Below are 18,939 nucleotides of genomic sequence, written 5' to 3'. Positions count from 1 at the left end.
TTATGCCTCGGCGCCCAGCTAAAGTTGTCACCGAATGTTCGAGATGACCTCAAATTCCCTTTTCAGGCGCACCGCGAAGTCCGGCCTGACCGCCCTGATCGCGGCGACCGTCGTTGCGGCCGCGCTCCTGGTGCACATGCCGCAGGCCGCGGCGGATGCCGGCTTCCGCAAGTGGATCAACGATTTCTATCCCGTTGCGGCCAAGTCCGGCATCAAGAAATCGACCTACAGGAAGGCCTTCAAGGGCGTGCGCGAGCCGGATCCGGAGGTGCTTCGAAAGGCGCGTTACCAGCCGGAATTCAAGATCGACACCTGGAGTTACGTCGACAGGCGGGTGCATTTCACCACGATCCAGACCGGCCAGGAGATGGCCAAACGGTACGCGCGCGTGCTGTCGCAGATTGAAAAGCGTTACGGCGTGCACCGTTCGGTCATCCTCGCCATCTGGTCGGTCGAATCGAGTTACGGCAACGTCTTCAACTATCCCGACCGGCTGCATTACGTGCCACGGGCGCTGGCGACCCTTGCCTATGCCGACCGCCGGCGCGCCAAATTCGCCCGCCAGCAGCTGATCGCGGCGCTGAAGATCCTGCAATCCGGGAATATCACGACCAACCAGCTGACCGGCTCCTGGGCGGGTGCCATGGGCCATACGCAGTTCATTCCGACGAGCTACCTGGCCTATGCCGTCGACCATGACGGCGACGGCCGCAAGGACATCTGGAACTCCGTTCCCGACGCGCTGGCGACGGCCGCGAACCTTTTGCGCAAGAACGGCTGGAGGCAAGGAAAAACCTGGGGTTACGAGGTCAGGGCGCCGCGCGGCGCTTCCAAATACAAGGGAAAGTCGAAGACGCTGGCGCAATGGTCCAAGCTCGGCTTCAAGCGGCCCAACGGAAAGAGCTTCCCGCGTCCCGGCGAAAAGGCCGTGCTCAAGATGCCGGCCGGCACGAACGGTCCGGCATTCCTGATGCTGCGCAATTTCTTCATGATCAAGCGCTACAACAATTCCGACACCTACGCGCTGACCGTCGGCCTTCTGGCCGACAGGATCGCCGGTTATGGCGGCCTGCAGCAGAATTGGCCGAAGCCGAAGGGTGTCCTGTCGATGGATGAGCGGCGCGAGATTCAGGTGCATTTGCGGGCCCTGGGCTATTACCGCGGCGAGATCGACGGCAGATTCGGCGACGAATCGAAAAATGCCGTCAAGGCCTTTCAGTCACGTTCCGGCTTGACGCCGGACGGTGTTCCATCGCAAAAATTGCTGAATACGCTGAGGCGTTGACAGGAGACCAGCTTGGTCACATGGATGAACCGGCATGTGCGGCGCCTGATGGTGCTGCCGCTTTTGGCCGCTTTCGCGATGGCGATTTCGGTGATGGTGTCCGCTGCGCCGGCCTATGCCCAGCAATATGAGCGCCGTTCGGTGATCGACCGGCTGTTCGGTCCGCGCAAGATACGGCCGGAAAAAACCAACCGGCAGCGGCCGCGCGCGACCATCAAGCGCAAGAAGTCCCACAGCCGCCGTTCGCCGAAGAAACGCAAGAAATCCACGACAACCGTCACGACGGTCAAGAAGCTGGAGAACGCGCGCAAAGTCCTGGTGGTCGGCGATTTCATGGCCAAGTCGCTGGCGGAAGGCCTGCAGACGGCCTTCCGGCAGGCGCCCGGTGTCGCCGTGGTGCGCAAGACCAACGGCTCGTCCGGCCTGGTGCGCGACGACTACTATAACTGGAACAAGAAACTGCCCGGCTTTCTGGATGACATCCAGCCGTCGGTCGTCATCGTGATGATCGGCTCGAACGACCGTCAGCAGATACGGAAGGGCCGCAAGCGCATCCCGGTCCGCTCCGAAGAATGGGTCACTGAGTACACCGAACGTGTCGACCTGATGGCCCGCGCCGTGCGCGCGCGCAACATCCCGCTGATCTGGGTCGGCGCCCCGCCCTACAAGTCCACGTCGCTGTCGACCGGCATCCTTGCCTTCAACAACATCTACAAGACCGTCGTCGAAGACATCAACGGCACCTATATCGACATCTGGGACGGTTTCGTCGATGCCGACGGCAAGTTCGTCTACACCGGCTCCGACATAATCGGCCAGCAGGTCCGGCTGCGGACATCCGACGGGATCCGCATGACCAAGGCCGGCCGCCGCAAGCTGGCGTTTTATGTCGAGAAATCCGTCCGCCGCCTGCTCGGTGACGATGCCAATGAGGGCGTGGCGAAACTGACCGACGAAAACCTGCCGGAGCTCCTCGTCCTGCATCCCGACACGGGATCGGCGATCGTCCGCACCAGCCCCATCAGCATGGTTGATCCGGGCCTCGACGGTTCCGATCGGCTTCTCGGCGCCACCGAACCGCGCACGTCGCTGACCCGCACGCCGCGCGACGACCTGGTTTTCGACGGCAAGGTGAGTGCACCGCCCCCCGGCCGGGCCGATTATTTCGTCTGGCCGCGCAAGCAGGACAAGACGCTGCTGGAGGGCACATCCGACAAGGCGCCGCAGGGTTAACACCCGCGTCTGGCCCTCGTCACCTAACTCGGCAGCGTGGTTGATCCCATCAGTTCCAGGTCGACATCCCGCGCGGCCTGCCGGCCCTCGCGGATCGCCCAGACCACCAGCGATTGGCCGCGGCGCACGTCGCCCGCGGCCCACAGGCCGTCGACCGAGGTCCTGTAGTCCTCTTCATTGGCACGCACATTGGTCGAGTTGCGCCGGTCGACATCGATTTCGAGCCGGTCACCCAGGTCCTTGAGCACGCCGTTCTCGAACGGCCCGCGAAATCCGATGGCGATAAAGGCGAGATCCGCCTTGATGATGAACTCGGTTCCGGCGATCGGCTGCCGCTTCTCGTCGACCTGGCAGCATTTGACACCCGCCAGGACGCCATTCTCGCCGACGAATTCGAGGGTGCCCACCTGGAACTCCCGCACCGCGCCCTCGGCTTGCGACGAGGAGGTGCGCATCTTCGTCGCCCAGTAGGGCCAGACCGCCATCTTGTCCTCGCGCGCCGGCGGCTGCGGCCGGATATCGAGCTGCGTGACCTTCACGGCGCCCTGGCGGAAGGCCGTGCCGATGCAGTCGGAGGCGGTATCGCCGCCGCCGACGACGACCACATGCTTGCCGCCCGCGAGAATCGGCTCCGACGGCCAGCCGACGGAATCGACGGCCTCGCCGGCGACACGCTTGTTCTGCTGCACGAGATAGGGCATCGCGTCATGCACGCCGACAAGTTCGACGCCCGGAATACCGGCGTCGCGCGGCTTTTCGGAACCGCCGCAATAGATGACTGCATCGTGGGCTTCGCGCAGTTCGTCCACCGTCTTGTCGACGCCGACATGCACGTCGTAGTGGAAGGTCACGCCCTCGCCCTCCATCTGCTCGACGCGCCGGTCGATGAAATGCTTTTCCATCTTGAAGTCCGGTATGCCATAGCGCATCAGCCCGCCGGCGCTGCTCTCGCGCTCATAAACATGGACGTCGTGCCCGACGCGGGCCAACTGCTGGGCCGCCGCCATGCCGGCCGGTCCCGACCCGATGACGCCGACTGATTTGCCGGTCTTCTGATCGGGCGGCTGCGGGACGACGTAGCCCATTTCGTAGGCCTTGTCGGCGAGGGCCTGCTCGACCGTCTTGATGGCGACGGGAATGTCCTCGAGGTTGAGCGTGCACGCCTCCTCGCAGGGCGCCGGGCAGATCCGGCCCGTGAACTCCGGGAAATTGTTGGTCGAGTGGAGGTTGCGGATCGCCTCTTCCCAATTGTCATTGAAGACCAGGTCGTTCCAGTCGGGGATCTGGTTGTGGATCGGGCAGCCGGTCGGGCCGTGACAAAACGGGATGCCGCAATCCATGCAGCGGGCAGCCTGTTTGACGACCTCCGAATCGGACATCGGGATGGTGAATTCCTTGAAATGCCGCACCCGGTCGGACGCGGGCTGGTATTTGGCGACCTGCCGGTCGATCTCCAGAAATCCCGTAACCTTACCCATTTCCGCTCCTGTTCCTCTCACCGTCCGGCGGACCGGCCCTGGCCTGGCGCAACCCGGGTCTCAAACCCGCATCTGGCTGCCGTGGCGCGGCTACGGTCCGTCGTCTCCCTCTCGTTTCCGGGCATTGCGCCTTGCACATGCCCAACGTCGATTTCAATTGGCTACTCGGCCGCGACGCCCATGCGCATACGTTCCATTTCCTCGAGCGCACGGCGGTATTCGACCGGCATGACCTTGCGGAACTTCGGGCGGAACTCTGCCCATTTCTCAAGGATATCGCGGCCGCGCTCCGAACCCGTGTAATGCACGTGGTTGGAGATCAACTGAAAGAGCCGCTCCTCATCGTGGCGGGTCATGTCTTCGGAAACGTCGACCCGGCCCTTGTGGTCGAGGTCACCGCCGTGATGATGCAGTTCCTCGAGGATATCGTCCTCTTCAGGAACCGGTTCCAGTTCGACCATGGCCATATTGCAGCGCCGCGCGAAATCGCCGGCCTCGTCGAGCACGTAGGCGACGCCTCCGGACATGCCGGCGGCGAAATTGCGACCGGTCTCGCCGATGACGACAACGATGCCGCCGGTCATGTATTCGCAGCCGTGATCGCCGACGCCCTCGACGACGGCGATCGCGCCGGAATTGCGCACGGCGAACCGCTCGCCGGCAACGCCGCGGAAATAGCACTCGCCCTCGACCGCACCGTAAAGAACCGTGTTGCCGACAATGATCGATTCCTCCGGCACGATTTTACTCTCCGAGGGCGGGCGGACGATGATACGGCCGCCGCACAAGCCCTTGCCGACATAGTCGTTGCCGTCGCCGACGAGATCGAAGGTGATGCCGCGCGACAGGAACGCGCCGAAGGACTGTCCGGCCGTACCAAACAGCTTGACCGCGATGGTGTCGTCCGCCAGTCCCTTGTGGCCGTGGCGCCTGGCGACCTCGCCCGACAGCATCGCGCCCGTCGACCGGTCGACATTGCGGATCTCGGTCTTGATCGAAACCGGTGTCTTGTCCTCCAGGGCCGGCGCGGCCTCGGCGATCAGCTTGCGGTCGAGAATGTCCTCGATCGGATGGTCCTGCCGCTGGGTCCAGTAGGTGTCCTCCTTGGCGGCTTCGGGCTTGTGGAAGATATTCGTGAAGTCCAGCCCCTTGGCCTTCCAGTGGTCGATCATCGTGTCCTTCTCCAGAAGATCGGACTGGCCGATGATGTCGTTCAGCGTTCGGAAGCCCATCTTCGCCAGATATTCGCGCACCTCCTCGGCGACGAAGAAGAAGTAGTTGATCACGTGCTCGGGTGTGCCCTTGAACCGCTGGCGAAGCACCGGGTCCTGCGTGGCGATGCCGACAGGGCATGTGTTGAGATGGCATTTGCGCATCATCAGGCAGCCGGCCGCAATCAGCGGCGCGGTCGAGAAACCGAACTCGTCAGCGCCCAGCAGCGCACCGATGATCACGTCGCGCCCGGTGCGAAGGCCGCCGTCGACCTGCAGCGGAACGCGCGAGCGCAGGCCGTTGAGCACCAGCGTCTGGTGGGTTTCGGCAAGCCCCATTTCCCAGGGAGATCCGGCATGTTTGAGCGAGGTAAGGGGCGAAGCGCCCGTGCCGCCGTCATAGCCGGCGATCGTGATGTGGTCCGCGCGCGCCTTGGCGACGCCGGCCGCGACGGTGCCCACACCGACCTCGGAGACGAGCTTGACGGAGATACCGGCTTCGCTGTTGACGTTCTTCAGGTCGTAGATCAGCTGCGCCAGGTCCTCGATCGAATAGATATCGTGATGCGGCGGCGGCGATATCAGGCCGACGCCGGGCGTCGAGTGGCGCGTCTTGGCGATCGTTGCGTCGACCTTGTGACCGGGCAACTGTCCGCCCTCGCCGGGCTTGGCACCCTGCGCCACCTTGATCTGGATCATGTCTGAGTTGACCAGGTATTCGGTCGTCACGCCGAACCGGCCGGACGCGACCTGCTTGATCGCCGAACGTTCCGGGTTCATCGAACCGTCGAGCAGCGGTGCGTAGCGGTCCGGCTCCTCGCCGCCCTCGCCCGTGTTGGACTTGCCGCCGATGCGGTTCATGGCGATCGCCAGGGTCGTGTGCGCCTCGCGGCTGATCGAGCCGAAGGACATGGCGCCGGTCGAGAACCGCCGCACGATCTCCGCCGCCGGCTCGACCTCGTCGAGCGGCACCGCCTCGCGCCCGTCCTCGGTCGCATCGACGATCTTGAACAGCCCGCGGATCGTGTTGAGACCCTCGGCATGGTCGTTCACCATCCGGGCGAACTCGCGGTACTGGTCCTGCGCGTTGCCGCGCACCGCATGCTGGAGCAGCGCGACGGTATCGGGCGACCACACATGGTTCTCGCCGCGCATGCGGTAGAGATATTCGCCGCCCACGTCGAGCGCCGTGCGCAGGACGGGGTCGCTTCCGAAAGCGCGGGCGTGGCGCGCATGCGTCTCGATGGCGATCTCATCGAGGCCAATGCCCTCGATGGTCGTCGCCGTACCGAAGAAGTACTTGTTCACGAATTCCGTCGACAGACCGACGGCATCGAAGATCTGCGCGCCGCAATAGGACTGGTAGGTGGAAATGCCCATCTTGGACATCACCTTGAGGAGGCCCTTGTCGATCGCCTTGATATAGCGGTGCACCACCTCATAGGGATCGACCGCCGCCGGAAACTCACCGTTCTTGTGCATGTCGGCAAGCGTATCGAAGGCGAGATAGGGGTTGATCGCCTCGGCGCCGTAGCCGGCAAGCACCGCAAAATGGTGCACTTCGCGCGGCTCGCCCGATTCGACAACCAGCCCGACGGACGTGCGCAGGCCCTTGCGGATGAGGTGATGATGCACGGCCGCCGTCGCCAGAAGCGCCGGAATGGCGATGCGCTCGGCCGAGATGTGCCGGTCGGACAGGATAATGATGTTGTAGCCGTCGATGACGGCGCGCTCGGCGCGCGAGCACACCTGCCGCAGCACTTCCTCCAGATGGTCGGCGCCGCGGTTCTCGCGGTAGGTGATATCAAGCGTCTTGGTCTGGAACTGGTTGTCCGAAATGTCGCCGATGGCGCGGATCTTCTCCAGGTCCTCGTTTGTCAGAATCGGTTGCCGCACCTCCAATCGGCGCTGCTCGGCCAGCCCCTCGATGTCGAAGATGTTCGGCCTCGGTCCGATGAACGAGACGAGGCTCATCACCGATTCCTCACGGATCGGGTCGATCGGCGGATTGGTGACCTGCGCGAAATTCTGCTTGAAATAGGTATAGAGCAGCTTCGACTTGTCCGACATCGCCGAAATCGGCGTGTCGGTGCCCATCGAGCCCAGCGCCTCCTGGCCCGTGGTCGCCATCGGCGCCATCAGGATCTTCAGGTCCTCCTGGCTGTAGCCGAAGGCCTGCTGCTGATCGAGCAGCGACGCGCTCGAACGGCTCGTCGAGTGTCCGGAGACGGGCATGTCCTCGAGCACGATCTGGGTCCGGTCGAGCCACTCGCCATAGGGATGCGCATTCGCCAGCTCGACCTTGATCTGGGCGTCCGAGATGATCGTGCCCTTTTCCATGTCGATGAGCAGCATCTTGCCGGGCTGCAGGCGCCATTTGCGCACGATCTTTTCTTCCGCGACCGGCAGCACGCCGGCCTCGGAGGCCATGATGATGCGGTCATCGTCGGTCACGATGTAGCGGGCCGGGCGCAGACCGTTGCGGTCGAGAGTCGCGCCGATCTGCCGTCCGTCGGTAAAGGCCACCGCGGCGGGGCCGTCCCACGGCTCCATGAGCGCCGCGTGGTACTCGTAGAACGCCTTGCGGTCATCGTGCATCAGCTTGTTGCCGGCCCAGGCCTCCGGGATCAGCATCATCACCGCGTGCGGCAGCGAATAGCCGCCCTGCACCAAGAATTCGAGCGCATTGTCGAAACAGGCCGTGTCCGACTGGCCCTCGTAGGAAATGGGCCACAGCTTGTTGATATCGTCGCCGAAGAGCGGCGATGAGACCGACGCCTGCCGCGCAGCCATCCAGTTGACGTTGCCGCGCAGCGTGTTGATCTCGCCGTTATGCGCGACCATGCGGTAGGGATGCGCCAGCTTCCAGGACGGGAACGTATTGGTGGAAAAGCGCTGGTGGACGAGCGCTACGGCAGAGCGGAACCGCTCGTCCTTGAGGTCCTTGTAATAGGCGCCCACCTGATAGGCCAGGAACATGCCCTTGTAGACGATGGTCCTGCTGGACAGCGAGACGATGTAAAAGCCGTTGTCGCGACCGTCCGTCTCCTCGAAGATGCGGTTAGAAATCACCTTGCGCAGGATGAACATGCGGCGCTCGAAATCGTCGTCGTTTTCGATGCCGCTGCCACGGCCGATGAACACCTGCCGGTGATAGGGTTCGGTGGCGACGATGTCGGGTGCTTTGGATAGCGACGAATTGTCGACCGGAACGTCGCGGTAGCCGAGCAGTTCCTGGCCCTCGGCCGCCACAACCTCCTCGATGATCTCCTCGATATGCGCGCGCAGCTCCGTGTCATGGGGCATGAACAGATAGCCGACGGCATAGTGGCCGGGGTCCGGCAGTGACACGCCCTGCTGCGCCATTTCCTCGATAAACAGGTCGTGCGGAATCTGAACCAGCATGCCGGCGCCGTCGCCCATCAGCGGATCGGCGCCCACGGCGCCGCGATGGGTGAGGTTTTCCAGCATGAACAGACCATCCTCGATGATCTGGTGGGAACGCTCGCCGCGCATATGGGCAACGAAGCCGACGCCGCAGGCGTCATGCTCGTTGCGCGGATCGTAAAGCCCCTGCTTTTCCGGAAGGCCGGACATACGGTCGCGTTTCACCGTCAGAGCCGGCGTTGCGTTCTGCGCAGCGGCTGCCTGTGATGGCGTCTTTTCCGTCATCCGTGTTCCTCCTGTCATGGCCTTCTGAAACCCGGCGGTTTCTTGGGGCGACCTGATCATCCGTGCCGGTTATATCCAATCCGGTACAGTTTTATCACGCGGCAAATTCAAGCGATTAGCCGATTTTCGGCATTCTTCGGCCCAAAACGGTCCGGCTCCAGAACGCCGTTCGCGCTGGCCGGACAGGATTTCGTCAGGAAATTCCGTCGGTTGGCCCACACGATATTGGGGACATGCAGGCCCGGACCGGGCGCCTATCCCATTGCGGCCGCAGGTGCGGCCGGTGCGGATATCGGAGCTGAAAACCCGCTCCGAACACCCAATTAGGACAGCTATACTGTCCTATTTTTAACCCTGTATGCCAGAAACAGGCATCGGGAGCAAGATGGCGGGGTCATTTTTGTCAGCCGCCGCGCCAGCAAATTGCCCCGCACCGGTTGTCGGCGACATAATATTTCACGCCGGTGACGGATCCGTATTCAATGTGTCCGAAACCGCGACAGCAGCGGCTTTGCATGCCGCGCGTTCCATGGCATGAATGCGCCGAAAATCAACCGACGGCAAGTGGCAAAGGACCATCATGCAGTTTTCCTCAGACAACTGGGCCGGTGCCCACCCGCGCATCGCCGAGGCGCTCACCCGCCACGCCTCCGGGTTTGCCGCCGCCTACGGTCTCAGCGATCTGGACCGCAAGGTCGAGGCGAAGTTCAACGACATATTCGAGCGCGAGGTGGCGGTCTTCTTTGTCGGAACCGGTACGGCGGCGAATTCCCTCGCCATGGCGGCGCTCGGCAGGCCGGGCGGCGTCGCCTTCTGCCACCGCGAGGCGCATCTGATCGAGGACGAGGGCGGCGCGCCGCAATTCCTGGGAGGCGGCATCCGCCTCGAGCCGGTCGACGGGAAGCTGGGCAAGATCGACCCGCAGGATCTCGACGCCGCCATCCGCCGCTTTCCCCCGGAGTTCGTGCACGCCGGCCAGCCGATGGCCGCCAGCATCTCGCAGTCGACGGAGATCGGCACGGTCTACGAGGCCGCGGAGATCGAGGCGGTCGTGGAAACCTGCCGGCGCCACGGCCTGCCGCTGCACATGGACGGCGCCCGCTTCGCCAACGCCATGACGGCGCTGGGGCAGAGCCCCGCTGAAATGACCTGGCGCCGCGGCGTCGATATCCTGTCCTTCGGCGCGACCAAGAACGGATGCTGGTGCGCCGAGGTTCTCGTTGTCTTTGATCCTCAAAAAGCCGCGGATCTTCCGTTCCTGCGCAAGCGCTCGGCGCATCTTTTTTCCAAAAGCCGGTTCATCTCGGCGCAGCTCGAGGCCTATTTCGAGGACGACCTGTGGATCGAGACGGCCGCCCATGCCAATGCCATGGCCGCCGAACTCCAGTCGGTCATCGAGGCTGCCGATAATACCCGACTCGCATGGCGGAGCCAGGCCAACGAGGTGTTCGCCATCCTGGACCGCGACCGCTTTGCGGCGATGATCGAGAAGGGCGCGCAGTTTTATGAGTGGAAGACGCCGCGCTTTGCCGCGGAACTTGTGGGCGATAACGAAATCATCACGCGGCTCGTGACCGGATTCGCGACAACGCCGGAACATGTCCGCGATTTCGCCGCCTTGCTGCAGGAGACCTGAGACAGTAACCTGTAACGCGTGGTTGCCGACCGGGAAAAAAGCGGTTCGGATCCCGGTTGTTCCGCACGTAATTGACTGAAAACGCTCCGCGTTGAGTTTGAGGCCGCATTCCGTAACGGGAATGTCACGCGACAACGACAGGAGATAACACGCTGTTGATTTCCAATTTATCCGCGATTTTCAGAAACTCCGCTCGTCCCGGCGACAACCGGGGAACGAAAAGTGTCACCACCTAAATTCCGAACTCCCAAGGAGAATCCCATGTCCAAGAAAACACTTGTTGGCGCTTCCGCTGTTGCCGGTGCCGTCGCCATGGCCCTTTCGGGCGCGACCCTTGTTGCATCGACGACCGCCGCTTCCGCCAAGGAAAAATGCTACGGCGTCTCGCTGGCCGGTCAGAACGACTGCGCGGCCGGTCCCGGAACCACCTGCGCCGGCACATCGACCGTCGACTATCAGGGCAATGCCTGGAAGCTGGTTGAAAACGGCACATGCGCAACGATGGAACTGCCGGGCGGACGCGTTGGATCGCTTGAGCCGCTCGATCGCGACATTCCTGCCTGATTCTGGCTGAATACCGGCCGGCTGCCTGGAATTGCGGGCGGCCGGTCTCATGCGTAAGGGCGTAAAGGCGCAGGACATCCGATGACAGACATTCCCACCTGGAGGGACGGCAACGCGAATGCGGACTTCACGGACCGCACCATTCCCGCACGCGCCGGGGCCGGTCTGAAGCCGTCCCATATCGACCAGATTCTGCAGGACGACTACCGCATCGGCTTTCTGGAAGTGCACGCCGAAAACTATATGGGCGACGGCGGCGCACCGCACAGGGCACTGACAGCGATTCGCCAGAATTTCCCGCTCTCCGTTCACGGTGTCGGCCTGTCTATCGGCAGCGAAAAAGGCCTCGACGAGGAACACATTGCGCGCCTCAAGCGCGTTGTCGACCGCTATGAACCGGGCCTCGTATCGGAGCATCTCGCCTGGTCCACCCACGATACGAGCTACTACAACGACCTGCTGCCGGTCCCCTATGACCGGGCAACCCTCGACCGCGTGTGCGCGCATATCGAGCGCGTGCAGGATGTGCTCGGCCGCACGATCATCCTGGAAAACCCGTCGACCTACGTGCAGTTCGAGCAATCGTCGATGAGCGAGACCGAATTCATATCCGAGATCGCCCGGCGCACGGGCTGCGGGCTGCTGCTCGACATCAACAATGTCTTCGTTTCCGCCACCAACCAGAAATACAGGCCGCTGACCTATCTCTCGCAGTTCCCGCTGGAAAAGGTCGAGGAGATACACCTTGCCGGCCATGCCACCGATATCGACGACGAGGGCGATCCGCTGCTGATCGACGCCCACGACCGTCCCGTCGATGACGAGGTGTGGAAGCTCTACGACATCGTCATCGGCCAGATGGGGCCGGTTCCGACACTGATCGAATGGGACAACGATGTTCCCGAATGGCCGGTCCTGCGGCGCGAGGCGCTGCGCGCCGAAGGCATCCTGGAAAAACGGTCCGCGAACTATCTGCTGGGGAGCCGCCATGCCGCGGCCGGATAACATCGGCGATGCCGGAGAGTCAGAATCGGCGGTGACGCTGGGCCGGTTCTCGGGCGCCCTGCTGGATCCCGGTCAGCCGACGCCCGCGGGCCTTGTCGGTCCGAACGGCAAGAAGGCGGACAAGCGGTATAATGTCTATCGCAACAACGTCACGGTCGGACTGATCGGCGCGCTCTTCGACATCTACCCGGCCATTCACCGGCTTGTCGGTGACGAATTCTTTCGCGCCATGGCGCGCAGCTACGTGCGCGAACGCCAGCCGCAATCGCCGCTGCTGTTTCGATACGGCGGGGATTTCGCTGAATTCCTGGAACGTTTCGAGCCGGTGAGAGAGCTGGCCTACCTGCCCGACGTGGCGCGTCTGGAGCGTGCCTGGCTGCACGCTTTCCACGCCGCCGACGCGCCGCCGCTGGATTCAGCCGCGCTCGCGGCGATTGCTCCCGAGGAACTGGCGGATCAGCGCTTTATTGCACACCCGGCGACACGAATCCTGCGGTCGCGTTTCGCCGCCGTGTCCATCTTCTCGGCCAACCGCTCCGGCGCGGATCTGGCCGGAATCGATCCCGGCAACGCCGAAGACGGCCTGGTCACCCGGCGGGAATTCGATGTCGAGGTAAGGTCACTGCCCGGGGGCGGCGCGGAATTCCTGCTGGCGCTCATCGACGGCGGGACACTCGGCGAGGCGGCCGATGCCGCCACCGCCGTGACCCAGGATTTCGATCTCGCGGCGGCCATTGGCGCAATGCTCGAGGCCGGCGCTTTCACCGCTATTGCAACCCGTGACTGAGTTAAAGGTGGGAATTTGAAATGACATCGCTGATAGATCTGGTCCGCCGGTTGCACGACGGCGTATTCGGCGCGATCGAGCGCGCCACGGACGGCTGGTTTCTGGGACTGTTCTCGCGCTTCGTCCTCGCCGCGACGCTCTACGTCTACTACCTGAACTCCGCCAAGACAAAGGTCGGCGACGGCCTGATCGGGTTTTTCGAGGTTTCCGACGGCGCCTATATCCAGATCGCCGGCAAGGCGTTCGAGGCGGCCGGATACGAGACCAGCGGTCTGCCGCTGACCACCCATCTCATGGTCGTCGCCGGCACCTATGGCGAGTTCATCCTGCCGATCCTTGTCATTCTCGGCCTGTTCTCGCGCATCGGCGCAACGGGCATGATCGCCTTCATCTTCGTGCAGACCTATGTGGACGTCACCGGCCACGGGGTCGATCTCGGCACGCTTTTCAACGGTCAACCGTCCGAGATCATCGATCAGCGGCTGTTCTGGGTCTTTCCGCTCGTTTACGTGGTGGTCAAGGGGCCGGGATCCGTATCCTTGGATTCCCTCCTTTCCCGCTGGTGGACGGGCCGGGTCGCTTACGCCTGAGCCCTGCGCTTGGCGCACACGTGAAAACGGCGCCCCGAAAGGCGCCGTTTTGCTGTGGATCAGCCTGACGGTCAGGCGACCGTTTCGGCTTCGATCTGCTTGGTTGCTTCAGCGGAATTGTCGACCGAGATGGCGATCCGGCGCGGCTTCATGGCCTCGGGGATTTCGCGGACGAGATCGACGTGGAGAAGCCCGTTTTCGAGCTTGGCACCCTTGACCTCAACATATTCGGCAAGCTGGAAGCGGCGCTCGAACGTGCGCTTTGCGATTCCGCGGTAAAGGAATTCGCTTTCATCCTTGCCGTTTTCGTCGGCCTTCTCGCCCTTGACGGTCAGCACGTGTTCGCGTGCCTCGACCGAAAGATCGTCATCACCGAAGCCGGCAACGGCCATGGTGATCCGGTAGGAATTTTCCCCGGTTCTTTCGATGTTGTAGGGCGGGTAGGTCTGGCTCTGATCCGGCTGTGCGAGGCTGTCAAGCATCGTGAACAGGCGGTCGAATCCGACGGTGGAGCGATAAAGGGGTGAAAAATCGACATGACGCATGGTCTTGTCCTCCATTGAGCGACAGATTTGGTTGTAACCGGGAAAACCCCCGACCGAGCGGCGGGTATCCGGCCAGCAGGCCCGTTCTGGCGCCTGCCCGCTATAGGTGGGAACTGAACGGCACCGTTTCAAGATTTCCCGGGCGGCACGGCTTCTCCCTGTTTTTCAGGCGATTGAACCTTGATCGGCGCGGCCCGGCAGGCTCTATAGAAGCATGGACACCACTGCGCCCAAACCCGCCAGCGTGATTTACGACACGCCCGGCAACCCGGCACCGGAAAACGCCATTACCGGCTATTTCGAGACGCGCGATAAAAGAACGCTGCGCTATGCGATCTTCCGTTCGACCGTGACCCGCGCCACCGGCACCGTGGTGCTGCTCCAGGGCCGCAACGAGACCATCGAGAAATACTACGAGACGGCCCGCGACCTGACCGAGGCCGGGCTTTGGGTCGCCACCTTCGACTGGCGCGGCCAGGGCGGGTCGGAACGGCTGCTCGACGATTCGATCGCCGGCCATGTGCGGCGTTTCTCCGATTACCAGGACGACCTGGAGTTCTTTCTGGAAAACATCGTCCTGCCCGATGCGCGCCTGCCGTTCTTCATCCTCGGCCACTCGACCGGCGGGCTGATCGCGCTCGCCACAGCGCCGCGACTGGCCAACCGGGTCGAACGCATGGTCGTTTCCGCACCCTTCGTCGGCATGCATGGAAGCCGGTTCGAGCTGGCAACGATGCGGTTCGTCGTCGGCGCCGCCAGCCGTTTCGGTTTCGGCCGCATGGCGCCGACGGGATCGACCCGCACGAACCTTGCCTTCCACGACAACGAACTGACCTCTGACCGCGCGCGGTTCGACCGCAACCGCGCCATCTATGACGTGTGCCCGCAGTTCATACTCGGCGGACCGACCTTCCGCTGGCTGGCCGAATCCTTCCGCACTATCAAGCGCGTGCACGATCCCGCCCACCTCGCGTCGATCCGCATCCCGACGCTGATCTTCGGCGCCGGCGCCGATTCCATCGTGCCGATCGAGGCGATCGAGGACATCGCCTCGCATTTCCGCGCCAGCGAACTGATCACCATCGATCACGCCAGGCACGAGATGTTCCAGGAGGCCGACATCTACCGCGAACAGCTGCTCGCCGGCATCAAGGCGTTCCTGCCGGGCGAGTTGTGAGGCTGCACAAGCTGCCGACACGACCGTGATACGATCTCCGCCCACGGTCACTCCGGGCCTGGCGGCGCGGGGCGTTCGTCCGTGGGCGGAAGATGACCGGCGGGAAGGATCACAGAGGCGCGACCGCTTGATCCCGCGCCGGCCGAGGCAAACGGCTCAGCACAACGGTATGGCGATGCCGAACATGGACACGCCGCCATATTGCGGCCATTGCGAGGGCGCCGACGTACCTGCGGACAGGTAGTAGCAGACCCGCCCATACGCCTCCGCCAGGCTGAAGCCGACCAGTTCGCATGTTCGGAAGCCGCCCCGCGATGACGCGTAGACCAGGAAGAACTGTCGCGGATTTGAATATTCGACGCACGAATACACGTAAGTGGCCTGGGCCAGCCTGATCGGTTCGCCCGTCCCGGCCTGGGAAAGGGCGGGGCTGTATGAAGCAACGGACAGGGCCATCAAGACCGCGGCAAATGTCGATTTATATCCCATGACGATTCTCCCTCAGGAACAGATTGTCGGCGGACGGGCGCATGGCCGCCGGCGGCAGGTCCGGTGCGCAACGGTGCGCATCGTTGAAAGCGTTACTGGCTCGAGCGGTTGTAGGCCCCGTTGAGATAAAGGTGCCAGCACAGGTGCCGGCTGCCTTCGTAGAGCGCGCGCTTCAGCCCGAAATCGGCGGAAAGGGCCGCGCACTGGGAGGGGGAATTGGACTGCCACAGTTTGACGCTCGACCAGCCCCAGGGAACGGCGGCGCTGGTCGGACCGCTGGAATAGACGTAGTCGAACTCGTAATTGTAGCAACTGTCGGCCGCATACTGGGCGGTGCTGTAGGGTTTCTGCAGGATGGTGCAGGTTCCCGAATGGGCCGTTCCCGCAAGAGCGGTCGAGATCAGGATCGCCGAGGCGGCGACGACGGCGGTTCTGCGGACAACTGAAATGCACATGATGCTCTGCCTCCTTTGGACGACAACGTGCCTGGCGTGCCGGCCCGGAAGGATTTGACGGCCGCGCATCACGGCTGGCCCCTCCGGTTTCAACCGCCCGCCAAACCTGGTGCTGTCTTGAAATATCTTCAGGCAGTTCGCGCTTTGCCATACGCATCCGTTCGTATTTTTGTACGCACCGATGCGTAGTTCCGTCGCGGAATGGCTGTGTTAGGGTAACAATACCTGAATGATAGTGATTGAATGCACGTGTTTCATTTACGGGATCGGCTGAGTACTTGTTTGCGAAGCGGGCTTCTCGCCATGTTGTTTCTGTTGGTTGCGCAGGGACTTGCCATCGCCGCAGAAAACACCGTCGGAAGTCCGGTCCGCTTCACATTGCTGCCGGATGCGCCGGTATCGGCGACCCTGGACGATGTTTGCTGCGGCGCGCTTGCCGAACGGTTCGGCGTGGAACAGATCACCGGCTTTTCAACAACGCTCGGCCGCCCGGTCAACTGGATCCGGCTCGAACCCCTGCCCGGCCCCGGTGTCCTCGATTTCGGCCTGATCGCCGACGATCTCACGCTTTACGCCCGCGATCCGGAAAGCGGCAAGGTAACGCGTATCAGCCGCTCCGGCGACCAGATAGCCGCGCCCGAGCGCGACATGCTGGCCACCCACAGCGCCTTCATGATCACCGGGCACGATCTCGGCAAGGACATCTTCGTACGCATCGCCCAGGAGCGGTCCCTGGCCATCCATCCGAGGCTGCTGGACGGTCACCTGTTCGAGCAGCGCGAACGCGGCGCCATGCTCATACATGCCTTTGTCATCGGCGCCAGCAGCATCATCATCCTGTTCAACCTGTCGCTCGGCATTTTGATCCGCAAGGCGGTCTTCGTCTTCTATTCAGCCTCCGTCCTGGCGCTATTAATCGGCAATCTCTACTACACCGGCGTCGGCCCGGCCTATGTGTGGGGCGCCTGGCCGGAGGTGTCGAATTTGCTGTTCGACTTCGGCATGGTCTGCGGTGTCTTCTTTATCGGCCTGGTCCTTTATTCCTTCCTCAAGGGGCCGCAGGGCAGGCAGCCCCTTCTGGTTCGCCTCACCCTCGCCCCGACGCTGCTGATCCTGCCGGTCTGTGGTGTCTTCCTGATTTTTCCGCCATGGGTCGCGCGTGTCGTCCTGACCGCCTTCGTCGGCTTCAGTGTGCTCGGCTTCCTGGTCATCTCGGCCATTCTGGCCTACCAGGGCCATCGCGCCGCCCGCGTCCTGCTGCCGACGCTGCTGCTGGTCACGCTCCCGGCGGCGATCCTGATCGTGCTTCCCAAGAACTCGCAGGTGCTGCTCGACTCGCAGCTCTCGCCGATCAAGTACCTGATACCGTCCGACCACTATCTCGAGATCATCATTTTTCTCGATGCGCTGTTGCTGTCCCTCGTTCTCGCCTATCGCATCCGGCTGGCGGAGAACGACGCGCTGCGCTCGGCCGGAGCGCTCGAGCGCCTGCAAAAGGGCGTCAACCGGAAGATGCTCGAGACGATCGACGGCGAGCGCCGCCGCGTTGCGGCCGACCTGCACGACACGGCCGGTCAGGGACTGCTTGCGATCACCGCCCGGCTGAGCCGCTTCCTGCGCCACGAAAACCTGACCAACTCGCAGGAGGCCGAAATCAGGAAGGCGGCCGACTATTCCAGGGGCGTCGTCGGCGACATTCGCCGTATCTCGCACGATCTCCATCCGGCGATCGTCGACCACCTCGGCTGGCGCAATGCCATCGAGGAGTTGTTCAACACTCTTGAGGACACCACCGGCATTGTGGTCGAGCTCGACCTCGACGTTTCCGAGGATGTGCTGGACGACCTGCAGAAGCTGCATCTTTACCGCGTGACGCAAGAGGTGGTTTCAAACATCGCCAAACACTCCGGGGCGAGGACGTGCGAGGCGCATTTCTACAGTCGCGCCGGCCGCCTCTGCGCCGAAATCAGCGACGACGGCCACGGCACAGGCCAGGGCCCGGGGGCCGAGGACGGTCAGGCGTCATTGGGGCACCTGATTATCGATCAGCGTATCTCGACCCTGAACGGCGAATGGACGATGCGGACCGACGCTGCCGGCTCGCAGGTCAGTTTCAGCTTTCCGGTGCGGTTGCCGGCGCAAACGGGGACCGGCTGAGATGAAGCGCGTCGTGATTGCCGATGACCACCCGATATTCCGCGCCGGCCTGCGCCGCATCGTCGAGGAGGACGGGCACGAGGTCGTGGCCGAGGCCAGCGACGGCAATTCCTGCATCACCAGCCTCGAGATCACCCGGCCGGACGTCGTCGTGCTCGACCTGGCGATGCCGGGTGTCGACGGATATCAGGTCCTGGAATGGGCACGGGACAACATGCCGTCCCTCATCGCCGTCATCATATCGATGCACTCGTCCCGCGCCTTCGCGACGAAAGCCCGGGAACTTGGGGCGCGCGCATTCGTCGCCAAGGAAGATGCGTCCGACGAGATTCACAACGCGCTGCTCACACCGAAGGGCGTCTTCTACCTGAGCGCATCCGTCGGCGGCAAGGGCCTGCCGGTCCCCGATCCGACGTCCGAAGCGCGGGGTGACGGCCCGGACGTCGGTTCCCTGACCCCGGCGGAGCGCCGCGTATTCGACCTTGTTGGACAGTCGCTGACCAGCAGGGAGATTGGCAAGAGGCTCAATCTCAGTTACCGCACGGTGCAGACCCACCGCCAGCGCATCAATCAGAAGCTGGGGCTCGCCGGGCCGAACAGCCTGGTGCGCTTTGCCCTGCAGTACCGCTCGGGCGAAACCGAATAGCGACTTGTC

15 protein-coding genes are annotated in these 18,939 nt (G+C 63.2%); 10 read left to right on the top strand and 5 right to left on the bottom strand.

Annotated features, from left to right (window positions below):
* Positions 1-136 precede the first annotated feature (136 nt).
* Entirely contained in the window at positions 137-1,285 is a 1,149-nt protein-coding gene (locus E4M07_RS23445) for a lytic murein transglycosylase (protein WP_246660581.1), read from the top strand.
* A gap of 12 nt (positions 1,286-1,297) precedes the next feature.
* Complete coding sequence (locus E4M07_RS23440) at positions 1,298-2,518, top strand: DUF459 domain-containing protein (protein WP_136660849.1); 1,221 nt, start codon at positions 1,298-1,300, stop codon at positions 2,516-2,518.
* A 23-nt stretch (positions 2,519-2,541) separates the two neighbouring features.
* On the opposite strand, the gene E4M07_RS23435 is transcribed toward E4M07_RS23440, so the two are convergent.
* Both E4M07_RS23435 and gltB read right to left on the bottom strand, forming a co-directional pair.
* Entirely contained in the window at positions 2,542-3,996 is a 1,455-nt protein-coding gene (locus E4M07_RS23435; RefSeq protein ID WP_136660848.1) for a glutamate synthase subunit beta, read from the bottom strand.
* 161 nt (positions 3,997-4,157) lie between these two features.
* On the bottom strand, positions 4,158-8,879 hold the full coding sequence (gene gltB, locus E4M07_RS23430) for a glutamate synthase large subunit (protein WP_136660847.1): 4,722 nt from the start codon (positions 8,877-8,879) through the stop codon (positions 4,158-4,160).
* A gap of 580 nt (positions 8,880-9,459) precedes the next feature.
* On the opposite strand from gltB, the gene E4M07_RS23425 reads away from it, so the two are divergent.
* The 5 genes from E4M07_RS23425 (at position 9,460) to E4M07_RS23405 (ending at position 13,461) form a co-directional block, all read left to right on the top strand.
* Positions 9,460-10,515, top strand: a complete 1,056-nt coding sequence (locus tag E4M07_RS23425) for a low specificity L-threonine aldolase (RefSeq protein ID WP_136660846.1) — start codon at positions 9,460-9,462, stop codon at positions 10,513-10,515.
* Positions 10,516-10,776: 261 nt separating this feature from the next.
* Positions 10,777-11,079 carry a DUF2282 domain-containing protein gene (locus tag E4M07_RS23420; protein ID WP_136660845.1) on the top strand — a complete coding sequence of 101 codons (303 nt, stop codon included), beginning with the start codon at positions 10,777-10,779 and terminating at the stop codon, positions 11,077-11,079.
* Positions 11,080-11,160: 81 nt separating this feature from the next.
* Positions 11,161-12,084 (top strand): DUF692 domain-containing protein, encoded by a 924-nt coding sequence (locus E4M07_RS23415; RefSeq protein WP_136660844.1) that lies wholly within the window; start codon positions 11,161-11,163, stop codon positions 12,082-12,084.
* Complete coding sequence (locus E4M07_RS23410) at positions 12,068-12,871, top strand: DNA-binding domain-containing protein (protein ID WP_136660843.1); 804 nt, start codon at positions 12,068-12,070, stop codon at positions 12,869-12,871. The genes E4M07_RS23415 and E4M07_RS23410 overlap by 17 nt, the downstream gene beginning before the upstream one ends.
* Before the next feature lie 20 nt (positions 12,872-12,891).
* Positions 12,892-13,461: a DoxX family protein gene (locus E4M07_RS23405; protein WP_136660842.1), complete on the top strand. Its 570-nt coding sequence runs from the start codon at positions 12,892-12,894 to the stop codon at positions 13,459-13,461.
* 71 nt (positions 13,462-13,532) lie between these two features.
* Here the strand turns inward: E4M07_RS23405 and E4M07_RS23400 are convergent, their stop codons facing one another.
* Entirely contained in the window at positions 13,533-14,006 is a 474-nt protein-coding gene (locus tag E4M07_RS23400; protein ID WP_136660841.1) for an Hsp20 family protein, read from the bottom strand.
* A gap of 214 nt (positions 14,007-14,220) precedes the next feature.
* Between E4M07_RS23400 and E4M07_RS23395 the strand changes: the two genes are divergently transcribed.
* Complete coding sequence (locus tag E4M07_RS23395; RefSeq protein WP_136660840.1) at positions 14,221-15,183, top strand: alpha/beta hydrolase; 963 nt, start codon at positions 14,221-14,223, stop codon at positions 15,181-15,183.
* A gap of 156 nt (positions 15,184-15,339) precedes the next feature.
* Here the strand turns inward: E4M07_RS23395 and E4M07_RS23390 are convergent, their stop codons facing one another.
* Both E4M07_RS23390 and E4M07_RS23385 read right to left on the bottom strand, forming a co-directional pair.
* On the bottom strand, positions 15,340-15,672 hold the full coding sequence (locus E4M07_RS23390) for a hypothetical protein (RefSeq protein WP_136660839.1): 333 nt from the start codon (positions 15,670-15,672) through the stop codon (positions 15,340-15,342).
* 92 nt (positions 15,673-15,764) lie between these two features.
* On the bottom strand, positions 15,765-16,127 hold the full coding sequence (locus E4M07_RS23385) for a hypothetical protein (protein ID WP_136660838.1): 363 nt from the start codon (positions 16,125-16,127) through the stop codon (positions 15,765-15,767).
* Between the two features lie 303 nt (positions 16,128-16,430).
* Here E4M07_RS23385 and E4M07_RS23380 point away from each other — a divergent pair, with 303 nt between their 5' ends.
* Together E4M07_RS23380 and E4M07_RS23375 are read left to right on the top strand one after the other, a co-directional pair.
* A complete protein-coding gene (locus tag E4M07_RS23380) occupies positions 16,431-18,284 on the top strand; it encodes a 7TM diverse intracellular signaling domain-containing protein (protein ID WP_169054362.1) in 1,854 nt (617 codons plus the stop codon).
* A 1-nt stretch (position 18,285) separates the two neighbouring features.
* Positions 18,286-18,930 (top strand): response regulator transcription factor, encoded by a 645-nt coding sequence (locus tag E4M07_RS23375; RefSeq protein ID WP_136660836.1) that lies wholly within the window; start codon positions 18,286-18,288, stop codon positions 18,928-18,930.
* Positions 18,931-18,939 lie beyond the last annotated feature (9 nt).

The sequence above is a fragment of the Nitratireductor sp. XY-223 genome (genome assembly GCF_004959855.1).
Classification (GTDB): domain Bacteria; phylum Pseudomonadota; class Alphaproteobacteria; order Rhizobiales; family Rhizobiaceae; genus Hoeflea_A.
The sequence above is the reverse complement of the archived record's forward strand: the minus strand, read 5'-3'. Positions and strand labels throughout refer to the sequence as shown.

Coding starts and splice junctions, on each gene's coding strand:
- E4M07_RS23390 (WP_136660839.1), bottom strand. CDS start 15,672: ATGGGATATAAATCGACATTTGCCGCGGTCTTGATGGCCCTGTCCGTT.
- E4M07_RS23395 (WP_136660840.1), top strand. CDS start 14,221: ATGGACACCACTGCGCCCAAACCCGCCAGCGTGATTTACGACACGCCC.
- E4M07_RS23445 (WP_246660581.1), top strand. CDS start 137: ATGCCGCAGGCCGCGGCGGATGCCGGCTTCCGCAAGTGGATCAACGAT.
- E4M07_RS23385 (WP_136660838.1), bottom strand. CDS start 16,127: ATGTGCATTTCAGTTGTCCGCAGAACCGCCGTCGTCGCCGCCTCGGCG.
- E4M07_RS23415 (WP_136660844.1), top strand. CDS start 11,161: ATGACAGACATTCCCACCTGGAGGGACGGCAACGCGAATGCGGACTTC.
- E4M07_RS23375 (WP_136660836.1), top strand. CDS start 18,286: ATGAAGCGCGTCGTGATTGCCGATGACCACCCGATATTCCGCGCCGGC.
- E4M07_RS23420 (WP_136660845.1), top strand. CDS start 10,777: ATGTCCAAGAAAACACTTGTTGGCGCTTCCGCTGTTGCCGGTGCCGTC.
- gltB (WP_136660847.1), bottom strand. CDS start 8,879: ATGACGGAAAAGACGCCATCACAGGCAGCCGCTGCGCAGAACGCAACG.
- E4M07_RS23410 (WP_136660843.1), top strand. CDS start 12,068: ATGCCGCGGCCGGATAACATCGGCGATGCCGGAGAGTCAGAATCGGCG.
- E4M07_RS23380 (WP_169054362.1), top strand. CDS start 16,431: ATGTTGTTTCTGTTGGTTGCGCAGGGACTTGCCATCGCCGCAGAAAAC.
- E4M07_RS23405 (WP_136660842.1), top strand. CDS start 12,892: ATGACATCGCTGATAGATCTGGTCCGCCGGTTGCACGACGGCGTATTC.
- E4M07_RS23400 (WP_136660841.1), bottom strand. CDS start 14,006: ATGCGTCATGTCGATTTTTCACCCCTTTATCGCTCCACCGTCGGATTC.
- E4M07_RS23425 (WP_136660846.1), top strand. CDS start 9,460: ATGCAGTTTTCCTCAGACAACTGGGCCGGTGCCCACCCGCGCATCGCC.
- E4M07_RS23435 (WP_136660848.1), bottom strand. CDS start 3,996: ATGGGTAAGGTTACGGGATTTCTGGAGATCGACCGGCAGGTCGCCAAA.